We start from the raw sequence: 12,546 nt of genomic DNA, 5'->3' as shown, positions 1-12,546 counted from the left end.
TTCTCATTGCTGCTTAACGAAGTCCACATCGTCAATCCGCTCCTATTAATGTAATACAAGCAGTACTGACTATTTTTCTATGATTCAGACTTTAAGCCACAAGGTATAGCGACGAAGCGAAATACAGAGGTTCTGGGTATGTGGATGGGTGAGAATAAGTCTGCGAAATCCTGGCTAAGTGTGCTCTATGAATTAAGCATTCTTTGTTCAATCCATATTGTCATGATTTTTTTTCACATACTCGAATAATCTCTTTAGGTATTGACTCAAAAACTAGTATCTCTGGTTTTGGATAAGGTCTTTTCAAAAAGTATTCTTGAAGTGTCATCATGCTGTCCCAATACAATTTTATCCAATACTCAATACTTTTTCCGGTATCAAAATTTAATGCTTCCTCATCAAAAGCGTTGAAATCATCGTAGAATGCCTGGTCATAAATAGAAATAGAAATATCAGCATCAAATACACGAATTTTATCCGTAAACACCGGGAAACAATATGACTTGAAAAAACGATTAGATATATCAACACCTATAGCTTCTTTAAAATTGACCCAATTAGGGGTGTTTACAGGTCTCAAACTTTCAGTCTTTTCAATTTTCACTCTACCACCGTTGCTATAACGATTATTAGACTCTGTAAAAGATTGTATTCCTTCTTGCATAACTTGTTCTTCCGGAACAAAATGCGCATGATTTTCAGGTAAATAAGCATGATACAATGATAAACTCACGTTCTTTCACCCACTCATTCTTTATTTTTTGGCACATAAGGGAAGTGTGAACTTCTGGTAGGGTCATCTAGATGCTCAAAAACTCTGTGACTTCCCGTTGGAGTATCAGGCGTACTGATGTTTCCATCAAATTCTTTATAATACTTTGTTATTCGGTTTGGATTCGGATTATTGGGGTTTGGCCAGTTTGAAAATGCCTTGTCAGGACTGGAGCATTACCTATTCCCTCAACCACATCATCCACACTTTTACCCGCTCCCTTAAACATCTTACCTACAGGCCGGAAAGCGGCTGTGAGGGGCATCATGGAGGCCACGGTAAACCCTTTCTGCACCGTCGACAGCTCTTCATTCGTCACCATACTTCTACCGGTATATAGCTCCACCGCTCCTTTTATCGTGCCGAGCACCGGAATGGCATTGAGTCCGGTATCTGCAGCATCCCGGATCTGGATGCGGATCGGTTCGTTGTGCAGCTGATCGCTGACCACATTGCGCATCCGATTAAAGTTCACCACATTCTGGGCATGGGGATTCGGTGTCTCATCCATGGGCTCGAACGTGATGGGGTCATAGCCTTTGTCCACGGCATACTGTAAAAAATCGGCTGTGCCAGTCCGAGGAGCATAGAGAACCTCAGGTCTTGTGATAAACTCCTTCTCATCCTTATACTGCTCCAGCAGATGGTCCAAATTATCGGTGTTAACGGAAAGTTGGGACCCATTCTGCCCAGCAAACGTAACGTTACCTTCCTCATCTTCCTGATACTCACCGATCAGGTTCTCCACTTTCGAGCTGCTGCTAAATTCCGCGACGGTCTGACCGTCTTTATCTGTAAACAGCAGGGTATGATCCGAGCCCTTAGTTCCTGCTGTTGTCGACCCATCTCTCCCCGCCGCTGATGTCCCCCCAAAATTCGCGAGCGTTCCCGAGTCTACAGCACTTGGGTCCATGCTGTTATCCAAGGTTCTGAACTTGATCACCGCACGTTTTAGTTCAACATGAACCTGATGCATATGCTCTACAGTCAGATTCATCTCACGGGCAGCTTGCTGGAAATCACCATAGAATCGCTCCCGCGTCATTCCATCCTACCATTAACCGGAAATAGGTACATCGCCCTCATTTTTTCCAAAATATTCAACACAGGATACCCTTAAGCCCTATACATATCATAGAATAGAAGAGAAGCTATTGAAAAGGAGCTGATCCCCATGCCTGACATCACAAATCTCCAGCGATCTATGAAGATCAGAGATATATTGCTTGATCACACAGATGAAGACCATGAACTGTCTTTGAGTGAAATCGCAAACCAGCTCAAAATCCATTTTGGAAGCGATTATAAGGTCTCTAGGAACACGATTAAAACCACCCTAGTCGATCTTCACAACAGCGGATTTCAGATTGAAGAAGCCAAGGAAGCACAGACTGACTATTACCGCCATCAGGCCAGGAAGTTTGAGGTCCACGAACTCAGAATGCTGGTGGATGCTGTCTCTTCCGCTAGATGTATCACCGCCGAAGAGACCCACAAGCTAATAAAGAAAATCAAAACGTTAGCAAGCAGACACCAGGCCAGAAAGCTGCATCATCAAATTACGGTAAACCCTTCTGCAAAAGCCCAAAATGCTCAAGTCCGTTACTTTATTGATCACATCCATACTGCCATCAACGAGCGAAGAACGCTTAACTTCCAATACGGGAATTACAACGTGCAGAAAGAATTTGTTCTCCGCCATCAAGGTAAAGTCTATTCGGTAATCCCTCTGGCCCTAATTTGGAACCATGACTATTACTACCTTGTGGCCAGAAGCTCCCAGTCAGATGAGATTAAGCATTATCGTGTAGATCGGATAAAGGGACTTACTATTTCTGAAGATCTTTTTGCAGCTACGGAATTTAATATTGCGAAACATTTGCAGCAATCCTTTAATATGTATCCTGGCAAGGAGGAGTATGTAGAAATCCAGTTTTGTAATCAGCTTGTGAATGTCGTCATTGACCGGTTCGGAACAGATGTGCTGATCCGTAAAGTCGATGCCGATACTTTCTCCATTAAGATCAAAGCCGCGGTCAGCGATGGTCTGTTGCGTTGGCTGCTTACCTGGGGAAGCGATGCTAAAGTGATATCGCCAAGCTCGCTGGTCAGCAGAATGAAAGAAGAAGCTGAGAAAATGAGTCAGCTGTATACATAGTGCATGTTGCTTTAAAACTACACATTCAATCAGACTACCCTCTCAAAAATTTGAACAGTTCGTATGGTGTAATCACGATATACAAAACAATAATTAATCGTCGAGGAAGGTGAGAAGATGATTGCACGTTGGTTGATGGAATCCAGGTACACCGTTATTTTTACCGGAGCTGGGATGAGTACGGAAAGTGGAGTGCCCGATTTCCGATCAAGCCAAGGGTTATGGCGGGGAACTCATTCGCAGTCTTTAGCAAGCGTAGAAGCTATGGAGCAGGACACTGGCGATTTTGTTTCCTTTTACCGCAGCCGTATTGAGGCATTACAGCACATTCAGCCTCATAAGGGATACGCCATCTTAAACACCTGGGCTGAAAAGCTTCATGTCAAATCGATCATCACTCAGAATACAGATTTTCTGCATCAGAAGTCTGCAAACCGCAATGTGATTACTCTCCACGGAACCATTCAGCAGCTGCACTGCCGGATCTGCAAGGCCAAATATCCCGCCGAATATTACATCAATGAACAAATTTACTGCAGCTGCGGCGGCTTCATCCGACCTTCTGTCGTACTGTTTGGCGAATCTCTGGATCACCAGTCTCTGGCTGATGCTGAATCAGAATCCGCTCAAGCTGATCTGTTTATCGTCTTGGGCTCTTCCCTGGTCGTTTCGCCTGCCAACCTGTTCCCCCAGATTGCCAAAGAGCATGGCGCTAGATTGGTGATCGTCAACCATGACCCTACACCCTTAGATTCCCTTGCAGATGCAGTGATACACGACACGAACATCGGTGATTTCCTTGAGGATATCTCCCTGCAAACACCTGTATTACATGATATGGAATAGAGAGGAATGGGCTAACTATGAAGCAGCCGAAAGTGTATGGAGCTTTTGAGAAAAGAAATGATTTGGTCTTTAGAACCAAGACATATATTCAATTCGGAGAGTCAGAACAATCGCTAGGAGCCTGTTTGATGCTCAATCCTGGCTCAGCTAAGCTTGACCGGCATTTGACGCTTCAACTAAATACAGCAGGAACTGCTGCGGGATCTATTGAATCGCCGGATCCAACCATGCAGCAGCTCATTGCTATCATAAAAGGGATCTATAGCAAGCAAGATTCAATCTCCGGACGTTTCCATATTTATAATTTGTTCAACCTGCGAAATACCCAGTCCATTCATGCTATAGATCAATTCGAATCTTTAGTACAATCCGGTGAATATGATATCATGGAGTCCATTGTCCCGGTTAGTGAAGTCCAGCTTCACCCTTGGTTTCTATTAGGATGGGGAGTGGAACAACATAACCAGTGGGTCAATCTAAAGCGTATAAAGCAGGAGTGGCTGAGTCTAATTACTGAGGCTAATGTGCCGTACTTTGGGAAAAAGCACACCCGGTTCGACGACTATTATCATCCATGTCCTCTTATATCCACCCACCGTCCTAAAATGGTGGACGATCTCATTCAGCAATACAATCAAATTGTATCCGTTTCTTCCATACAGCGGTTTCCTGTTCATGCGGTCAAACCGAATCTTTTGACTGACCTTGAACCCGCAGAAACTAAGATAAAACCGAATAGCAGCTGCTTTATGAGTGCTGTGAGTATAGAGCGTATTGTAAAAGGGTATTCGCATCTCCGCATTAAAGAGGGTTACACATTAGACGCTTATCAAAATAGCGACGGAGCTAATGGAAGCGTGGGTGTCCTAGACGATTTTATGAAAGCCATTGATGGGGATAAGACGCCTTTGTCTTATTTGCAGGCAGCCGTTGTATTCCACGAACTGCACAATCTGGGATCTCAAGGACATGAGATTTCCTGGGCAAGGGATGTATTTCTGCCGCTTGATACAGCAGAGGATCCTTTGAGTCTCTATGAATGGACCCTGGTCAAAGAGACTCCGGCGAATTGGGAGCCCTATTTTTACTATAATTCCAGTGGACATCCTGTAATTGTATTTCACACGATCAATGATATCGGAAAAATAACATTAAACCAATATGTCCATGTATTTAATGCACATGACTATACGCTTCAAGTTGAAAAGCTCTGTATAGCAAGCTGCTGAAGGAGGTATGATTTTTTTAAAAGTTTTTGGCTAGGATAAGTAAAAAAGCTGACGTCGATTCAATCTCGGCATCAGCTTTTTCTGAATTGATTTGCAATCAGAATAGTCACTTACAATTTTATTATCATTTCTAAAATGACTCAAATATAAAAATGCTGCTTCTACATGTTGATTACGCATTAAATTAATCTTGGCTAAAATGAATAAATTTATCAAACGGAATCTCTCGATAATTCAAATTAACGTTTTCTGCTAAAAACTCATCTAAAGACTGTTCCGGATCTTTCACTTTGAAAAGAACACTTACATTACAATGGGCTAATGCTACATGTTCAATCAAGTGTTCAGAAACCTGATATAACAGGTTTTCTTCATCATTAGATAGCTTACTCATGGCGATAACATTAACAGTTATATGGTTTTTTCTTCTATCTTCTCCTATGCCATTTAGAATCCACGGATAATCACTATCTTCACTAGGTCTGTTTTTATCGATAATAATGATTCTACAGCTCTTTGAATTCACCGTAATATCCCAGGCTTCTAAGTTTTTCAATCTGATTATCCTTTTGCAATCTCTTAAAAAATCCACTACCATGATATAATTCTTCCTTTCTCCATTAACCACTCGAAATGTGAGCCAGGTCCTTCCACTCGCTCCAGAAGGCATTCCGCAGACGGTGTTCGGCCCTATTGTACTGATAACATCCTCATTATATTAATGCTCCCCTAACTCCCCGAGTAAATTCACAACTCGTAGCACTCCACTGCCCGGTACGATGCGCTGCCAACGACAAAGCATTCAAGAAGAAGCGGTAAGATGAAGTGATGAAATTGGACCAAAGAAAGCCGCTGAGCAATTGGGCGTAGCCTACCACACCTTGCAGGGATGGAGAAAGCAAAGAACCTTGCACGGCGACGGAGCGCATATTGGGAGCGGACGCGCTTATGCATCTGCCGATAAGACGGCACGTGAAATCGAATTAGAAAGAGAAATAGGCGAGTTGCGACGCGCGAATGAAATTCTCAAGGACGCACTCGGTTTTTTCGCAAAAGACCGGAAGCGGTAAAAGCATGCAAGCTCTATGCTTACATCCGTGAACGACGGGATCGATGGACCGTCAAGGAGATGTGCGAAGCGCTTGCTGTCAGCGAATCAGGCTATTATCGTAGCCTAAAGCCTGCACCCATGCAGGAGAGACAGCAACGGCTTCTGGTCAACATGAAAGCAATCATCAGTGAACATGAAGACAATCGAAATTACGGTGCCCGGCGCATGCTGCTGGCGCTGTCGCAAATAGACATCCACACCAGCTACAGCACCGTCTATCGCCTCATGAAGAAGCATGGGCTGCTGCAGAAAGCGAAGCGTCACCCGAACGGTATTACACGTGAGGATGCCGCAGCTCAAAAGAGCGAAAATCTGATCCAACGAGACTTCAGCGCCTCGTCACCGAACCAAAAGTGGCTATCGGATATCACCGAAGTTCCTTGCTCGGATGGCAAACTCTATCTGTCCGCGGTGCTGGATGGTTACAACGGAGAGATCGTCGGCCTTGCCATGGACGACAACATGCGCAAGGAACTCTGCATCCAAGCATTTGAGAACGCGTGCAAGGCAAGAAACGCGCGCGGCATGATTGTTCACAGCGATCGCGGCAGTCAATTCACAAGTCAGGCATTCCGCGCGTGTCTGGCTAAACACGGCGCCATTCAGAGTATGAGCGGCACAGGGCGTTGCTATGACAACGCAAGAATGGAAAGCTTCTTTGCTACGTTAAAGAAAGAAAAGCTGTATAAGATTAAAACCGAACACCACCCGATGGCGCAGATCAAATCGATCATCTTTAGATATATTATGACCTACTACAATAGACGGCGCATCTACACTACGAATCCAGGGGGCTGGCCCCCAACGATTTACCGTGAAAGAATGCTGTCACACGCAGCTTAGCAACAGGATTTCTTCATGAGTGTGTTTTCAGACTGCACTTTTCTTGACAACTCCATACCTTCCTCTGCCAATCTATTGGTTTACTAAGCACTTAATTAGATAATTAATCCAAACACTTGGGGCGCTGGGCAGCCCCATTTGAAGCTCATTTTTGCAGATCATCTGCTATCACAGCTAACCTTGAGCTAATTCCCTTGGATCTTTATAACACCAATCACTCATGTACGGCATATTAGTAATATTATCTAAGTCCTCTAGGGTATAAAACCATTCTTCCTCTATCCATATTTTTGATGTCGGATAGATCTTAAGTATAGCGTGGAAAAATCGCAATAATAGATCTTCATTATCATCAAAATCGTCAGACACTACTGCTTTAAAATATTCATTATTAGTATCATCCCAATTAAAACTAACTAATTGATATTCATATGGTTCATCATACACACTAAAACTAAGAGTTCTTGAATAATCCTCTCTAAATGGCAAGTCACTTATATATACTCGTGTGTATTTTAGTGCCCCATCACTATCGAAACTTTCTTCATCACTATCAAAGAAAAGATTCTCTTCTACACATATCTTATTAAGATCTCTCAGCAAATCATTTGCTGGATTACTTTCCCCACGTTTAAATAATAAAAAAGATGACATCCCCATTATTTCAATACTCCCCCTAACTCTTCGAGCGAATTCACAACTTTTACACCTTTACTATTAATTTCTTGAATCATTTTAGCTGTTTGAGGATTTGAGATATCAATAATCTCATCAATATACAGTACAATCTTGAATCGGCTACACTTAGTTGGACAGAAAAAATAAGGGCTAGTAGAATGAAAACAACACCATGGGGAGTGGATCTACTATGCTAAGAGAAAGACGTACATTTACAGCAGAATTTAAGAGACAAATGGTTCAGTTATATACAAATGGGAAAACAAGAGCAGCCATTGCAAATGAGTATGAGCTCAGCCCATCTGCGCTAGATCGCTGGATCAAACAATCCCAAACCTCAGGCTCATTTTCTGAAAAAGACAATAGAAGCGCTGAAGAGAATGAACTTATTGCGCTTCGAAAAGAACTGAAGCAACTTCGAATGGAGAATGACATTTTAAAGCAAGCCGCGCTGATCATGGGACGAAAGTAAACATCATTAAACAAAATAGTGATAAATAATCGGTATCAGCAATGTGTAACGTCCTACAAATCGCTAAAAGCACCTTTTACTATGAAGTAAGCGAGAAAGAAAGCGAAGACGAGAGCATCCTTACGAAAGCGATCGTAGCGATCTTTCAAAGCAACCGCAAAGTCTATGGGACACGGAAGATTAAAACGAAACTCCAGGAGCAAGGATACACGGTTTCCAGACGCCGTATTGGGCGGATTATGAAAGAGCAAGGTCTTGTGTCCACGTACACGATTGCTCAGTATAAGCCGCATAGAACGGCTTGTAATGATGCAAACACAGCCAATGTATTGAAACGTGAGTTCAACCAAGCAGAAGCAAAACGCTTTGTCGTCAGCGATCTGACGTATGTTAAAGTCGGGCACAAGTGGCATTACATTTGTGTACTGGTCGACTTATTCAACAGAGAAATTATTGGGCACAGTGCAGGTCCGCGTAAGGACGCTGCTCTAGATTCCCGCGCCTTTGCCACAGTAGAAGGCGATTTGAGCGACATTCAGTGGTTCCACACGGATCGTGGAAGTGAGTTTAAAAACCAGGCCATGGATACGTTGTTAAAGACCTTTGACATCGGTCGTTCGCTCAGCATGAAGGGCTGTCCTTACGACAACGCCGTTGCTGAAGCGACTTACAAAGTAATAAAAACCGAATTCATTAACCAGATGTCGTTCCAGAGTCTCCACCATCTAAAGCTAGAATTATATGATTATGTGAACTGGTTTAACAAACACCGGGTTCATGGTTCACTAGGTTACATGACACCCGTTCAGTATAAAGCTGCGGCCCTTAAAAAAGTTGTCTGATTTACTGTTGACAGTCCAGGTATTAAGCACGGCAGCTTAAAAACCCTATTGACTGCTACACTTTTAAACGGGGTTATTCTGCTTGCAGGGTTCATATGGCTCTGGAGCAGTGCTCCTGATGGACTCGCTCAGCTTGTACAAGCGGGTATTTACGGGATATCGTTTTTCGTTATTCTGGCAATAAATATAGGAATTGTCTTCATCGGCAAAAAAAAATTGCTCTAAACAAACTAACCGCGTAGTCCGGTGTCAGACCTGACTATGCGGTTTTAATATATTCATATTGATAAAACCTACAATTGCGCATCGTACCAGCGAGCAAACCCTGATTGGGCACTGCAAACGTTGGATGAGCCTTAATATGTATTGCAAATTTTTATCCTCCAACTTCTGTTTTCATGCCAGGATTGTAAGTAATATCAAGCATCTCTTTCTCTTGTTTCGTAACTAAATTTTCAATGAATTTTTCAACATCATTTACGTCTTTAAACTGTTGTTTATCGAATTCATTAATAACAAAATTGACTTTTTGTTCAGAAATTCCCACTCCGATATGAGTCATTTTTATACCAGCATCATCAATTTCCTTCAATTTTGTTTTCAACTTATTTAAAGCCTGATTGAGATCTGACCTTGAGTATTCGACCTCTATGAATTTCACTTTATCTTTCAACTTTGTTTCAAGTTTTTCTTTCAGTTGTTTAGTATTTTCATTCTCTTCCTTTAAACCTACAATAATCTTTCCAGAATCTGTGTAAAAGATTCCATCCTGTGCAAATGGAATATTATCGTTGTAGACCTCTTTAACAATCATATTATATGTTTGAATATCTTTGGGTTGAATATTTGTTTCTTTGGTCTTCGTAGAGCTCTCACAGCCAGACATTAGTGCTAAACTGATTATTAAAGCTATCCCCATGCTTTTTTTAGCCATGTTTAAACCTCCCTATATATTCAATTACATTTAAACTAAATAATCCCTTTAAATATTAAAAACGCATTCCATCCTAAAAAGTCACAATTAAGTAATAAAGAAGGATACCGCTTTGTTTGATCCAATCTCACCACTAAAAAACAGGGTAAAGAATACCGGCTTCCTCGCTACACTAAGTGGCTGAAGTCTGATTGCTAAAAATTATGTCAATACTGCCTGATAAGAATATAGATAGGGTGGTCATGACGATGTGGACTCCAATTAACAACGCTGTATGTGACGTCTACAAATTTTAAATATTTAACACAGTAAGATACAGTAAGATACACAATTAAGGGTTCCCATTGGAACTGAAAGAGGTTACTTTTGAGGGCCACTATTTTCCACAGCATATAGTTCTTTTAAAAGTGTAGTTAAATCAAGATTTGGTTTTACGGGCATATGATTAATTGTTGTTGGTGTCAAATATAATTTTTTCTTTGTATTTTCATACAAAGTAACATGAAATAATACACCTACTGATTCTTGTTGAGTTGGATCTGAAACGATTTCTAAATCTCGAATATTTTCAATCCACATTTTTATCTCCACCTGATCATCGATAATCTTTTTTTCCCCAGAGCTCCCACTAATCATTTCAATGTAATCAACTTTTGTAATATCTCCGGAATAATAAGCTTCAAATTTTTTGGGTGTACTACTCGATGATTCTAAATTAACTTGATCATTATTTTGGCAACCGTTACAAATCGCAACGACCAAAGATATAATGAGGAACGGGACGAATATATTTTTCTTCATAAGTCAAACTCCCCCTTTGTAATCTAAACGTATACTCCGTTAATAATGTTTCATCCTGGTTTTTTTAAATAAAAGACGCTTAGATTACGGGATCCAAGCGTCTTTTATAGATTAATCCCTAATTTTCCACATATCCGCTATTGACCCATACTGACCTAGCAGTAGATATATATCTTTTCCAGTCGAACCCCAATTATTATCCAACCAGATTTACCAGATGTCCTGCATCGAGACCTTCAGGTGTGTATCCGTAGTTAACTAGTCGTAAAAAACCAGGGCTGTTTGCCTTCACTTCTGTTGTCATTTCCGCGAAGGTTGGTGATGTATCTCGAACGGCACTGAATAATTAATAATTGAAGCAGGACTAACTTGTGCATTTTGAGATTATAATTCATTCATGTGGCCAACTGAAGTTGTGCCCGATTTTGCAACTGCTTTCTTTGCTTTTATTTAATCCAACCTGACACATCTTCTCGACACGGAAGTTTAACCATAAAACTTATAAAATGAAAAAACCTTGAAAGGCTAATAGCCAATCAAGGTTTTTTAATATATCTACACTTCTACATTTTCATTCCATATACTTTCAAATTCCTCTTTACTTATCTGCACTAGAATAAACTCCGAATTTGCTGCAATCTCCTCAACTGCTGGATAAGGTTGCTCTGACAAGATCGAGCCTCCAAATTCGCTGGATTGTGTAGCATAACCAATCCTGCCATTTTTGTATATCTCTATTTTTCTGTTTTCATATCCTACATCATCAAGCTCGGCATAAATAATATACGGTTCGTCAGCAATCTCATGTATCCATTCTATCTTCAAAAACTGCATCCTATCGCCCCCTTTTTAATTTTTACCTGTACGGACAATTCTACCAAATAAGTCTAGCGGATTATGAAAGAGCAAGGTCTTGTGTCCACGTACACAATGGCTCAGTATAAGCCGCATAGAACGGCTTGTAATGATGCAAACATAGCCAATGTATTGAAACTTGAGTTCAATCAAACAGAAGCAAAACGCTTTGTCGTCAGTGATCTGACGTATGTTAAAGCCGGGCACAAGTGGCATTACATTTGTGTACTGCTCGACTTATTTAACAGAGAAATTATTGGGCACAGTGCAGGTCCGCGTAGGGACGCTGCTCTAGTTTCCCGCGCTTTTGCCACAGTAGAAGGCGATTTAAGCGACATTCAGTGTTTCCACACGGATCGTGGAAGTGAGTTTAAAAACCAGGTCATGGATACGTTGTTAAAGACCTTTGACATCGGTCGTTCGCTCAGTATGAAGGGCTGTCCTTACGACAACGCCGTTGCTGAAGCGACTTACAAAGTAATGAAAACCGAATTCATTAACCAGATGTCGTTCCAGAGTCTTAACCATTTAAAGCTAGAATTGTATGATTATGTGAACTGGTTTAACAAACACCGGGTTCATGGTTCACTAGGTTACATGACGCCCGTTCAGTATAAAGCTGCGGCCCATAAAAAAGTTGTATGATTTACTGTTGACAGTCCATTATTCAGTGTCTACTACATGGGGGCTTGACCATTTAGCCAATCAAGGTTTTAAAATATTATTTATTAATAACTCAACTTTCGCAGAGCGAAAATCGTCTTAAATGCATGGTGTAACTGAAGAAATCGCGTATTCAATATAATCGTTGCAAAATAGAAAAACACCACTTCATTTGGTAAAGTGAGAGTGTCGAGCAATCACTACCATACAGAAGAGGTGTCCTCTACATGATAGAGCAAAACGTCCATCAGAATCAACTTCCTAATGAAATCAAATCGGCATTCAAAGAACTAAAAGTGCTGCAGCACTTGAAAACAGCGGGCTTTAAGAAGAAATTCGGGT

Annotated in this window: 10 protein-coding genes and 3 pseudogenes; 6 read left to right on the top strand and 7 right to left on the bottom strand. The window is 41.3% G+C overall.

The genetic code is table 11. From position 1 onward, the window contains the following. Nucleotides 1–220: 220 nt before the first annotated feature. Nucleotides 221–733, bottom strand: a complete 513-nt coding sequence (locus JJQ72_RS18605; protein ID WP_208204569.1) for a DNA polymerase III — start codon at nt 731–733, stop codon at nt 221–223. A 148-nt stretch (nt 734–881) separates the two neighbouring features. Continuing rightward, on the bottom strand, nt 882–1,817 hold the full coding sequence (locus JJQ72_RS18600; RefSeq protein ID WP_208204568.1) for a pre-toxin TG domain-containing protein: 936 nt from the start codon (nt 1,815–1,817) through the stop codon (nt 882–884). A 129-nt stretch (nt 1,818–1,946) separates the two neighbouring features. Between JJQ72_RS18600 and JJQ72_RS18595 the strand changes: the two genes are divergently transcribed. The 3 genes from JJQ72_RS18595 to JJQ72_RS18585 all read left to right on the top strand — a co-directional run bounded on the left by JJQ72_RS18595 (nt 1,947) and on the right by JJQ72_RS18585 (nt 5,005). Then, nucleotides 1,947–2,930, top strand: a complete 984-nt coding sequence (locus JJQ72_RS18595) for a helix-turn-helix transcriptional regulator (RefSeq protein ID WP_208204567.1) — start codon at nt 1,947–1,949, stop codon at nt 2,928–2,930. Nucleotides 2,931–3,047: 117 nt separating this feature from the next. Then, nucleotides 3,048–3,776 carry an NAD-dependent protein deacylase gene (locus tag JJQ72_RS18590; RefSeq protein WP_208204566.1) on the top strand — a complete coding sequence of 243 codons (729 nt, stop codon included), beginning with the start codon at nt 3,048–3,050 and terminating at the stop codon, nt 3,774–3,776. A 17-nt stretch (nt 3,777–3,793) separates the two neighbouring features. Next, nucleotides 3,794–5,005, top strand: coding sequence for a hypothetical protein (locus tag JJQ72_RS18585; RefSeq protein ID WP_208204565.1), 1,212 nt, complete (start codon nt 3,794–3,796; stop codon nt 5,003–5,005). A 184-nt stretch (nt 5,006–5,189) separates the two neighbouring features. Here JJQ72_RS18585 and JJQ72_RS18580 read toward each other — a convergent pair whose 3' ends face one another. Next, nucleotides 5,190–5,603 carry a hypothetical protein gene (locus JJQ72_RS18580; protein ID WP_208204564.1) on the bottom strand — a complete coding sequence of 138 codons (414 nt, stop codon included), beginning with the start codon at nt 5,601–5,603 and terminating at the stop codon, nt 5,190–5,192. A 483-nt stretch (nt 5,604–6,086) separates the two neighbouring features. Here JJQ72_RS18580 and JJQ72_RS18575 point away from each other — a divergent pair. Continuing rightward, nucleotides 6,087–6,959, top strand: a pseudogene (locus tag JJQ72_RS18575) (IS3 family transposase); the annotation flags it as partial. Between the two features lie 174 nt (nt 6,960–7,133). Here JJQ72_RS18575 and JJQ72_RS18570 read toward each other — a convergent pair. Beyond that, entirely contained in the window at nt 7,134–7,619 is a 486-nt protein-coding gene (locus tag JJQ72_RS18570; protein WP_208204563.1) for a hypothetical protein, read from the bottom strand. 208 nt (nt 7,620–7,827) lie between these two features. On the opposite strand from JJQ72_RS18570, the pseudogene JJQ72_RS18565 reads away from it, so the two are divergent. Continuing rightward, a pseudogene (locus JJQ72_RS18565) lies at nt 7,828–8,951 on the top strand (IS3 family transposase). Nucleotides 8,952–9,327: 376 nt separating this feature from the next. Here JJQ72_RS18565 and JJQ72_RS18560 read toward each other — a convergent pair. The 3 genes from JJQ72_RS18560 to JJQ72_RS18550 form a co-directional block, all read right to left on the bottom strand. Then, a complete protein-coding gene (locus JJQ72_RS18560) occupies nt 9,328–9,885 on the bottom strand; it encodes a hypothetical protein (RefSeq protein ID WP_208204562.1) in 558 nt (185 codons plus the stop codon). Between the two features lie 360 nt (nt 9,886–10,245). Further along, the gene (locus JJQ72_RS18555) at nt 10,246–10,686 is read right to left on the bottom strand and encodes a hypothetical protein (RefSeq protein WP_208204561.1); all 441 of its coding nucleotides are present in this window, start codon (nt 10,684–10,686) and stop codon (nt 10,246–10,248) included. A 555-nt stretch (nt 10,687–11,241) separates the two neighbouring features. Continuing rightward, complete coding sequence (locus JJQ72_RS18550; protein ID WP_208204560.1) at nt 11,242–11,520, bottom strand: DUF6881 domain-containing protein; 279 nt, start codon at nt 11,518–11,520, stop codon at nt 11,242–11,244. Between the two features lie 57 nt (nt 11,521–11,577). Between JJQ72_RS18550 and JJQ72_RS18545 the strand changes: the two are divergent. Next, nucleotides 11,578–12,186 (top strand): annotated as a pseudogene (locus tag JJQ72_RS18545) (IS3 family transposase); the annotation flags it as partial. Nucleotides 12,187–12,546: the final 360 nt, after the last annotated feature.

The sequence above is a fragment of the Paenibacillus sp. F411 genome (assembly GCF_017582705.1).
In the GTDB taxonomy this organism is placed as follows: Bacteria; Bacillota; Bacilli; order Paenibacillales; family Paenibacillaceae; genus Paenibacillus_AQ; species Paenibacillus_AQ algicola.
This window is presented reverse-complemented; position numbering and strand designations above follow the sequence as displayed.

Coding starts and splice junctions, on each gene's coding strand:
- JJQ72_RS18550 (WP_208204560.1), bottom strand. CDS start 11,520: ATGCAGTTTTTGAAGATAGAATGGATACATGAGATTGCTGACGAACCG.
- JJQ72_RS18590 (WP_208204566.1), top strand. CDS start 3,048: ATGATTGCACGTTGGTTGATGGAATCCAGGTACACCGTTATTTTTACC.
- JJQ72_RS18560 (WP_208204562.1), bottom strand. CDS start 9,885: ATGGCTAAAAAAAGCATGGGGATAGCTTTAATAATCAGTTTAGCACTA.
- JJQ72_RS18595 (WP_208204567.1), top strand. CDS start 1,947: ATGCCTGACATCACAAATCTCCAGCGATCTATGAAGATCAGAGATATA.
- JJQ72_RS18580 (WP_208204564.1), bottom strand. CDS start 5,603: ATGGTAGTGGATTTTTTAAGAGATTGCAAAAGGATAATCAGATTGAAA.
- JJQ72_RS18555 (WP_208204561.1), bottom strand. CDS start 10,686: ATGAAGAAAAATATATTCGTCCCGTTCCTCATTATATCTTTGGTCGTT.
- JJQ72_RS18585 (WP_208204565.1), top strand. CDS start 3,794: ATGAAGCAGCCGAAAGTGTATGGAGCTTTTGAGAAAAGAAATGATTTG.
- JJQ72_RS18600 (WP_208204568.1), bottom strand. CDS start 1,817: ATGACGCGGGAGCGATTCTATGGTGATTTCCAGCAAGCTGCCCGTGAG.
- JJQ72_RS18570 (WP_208204563.1), bottom strand. CDS start 7,619: ATGGGGATGTCATCTTTTTTATTATTTAAACGTGGGGAAAGTAATCCA.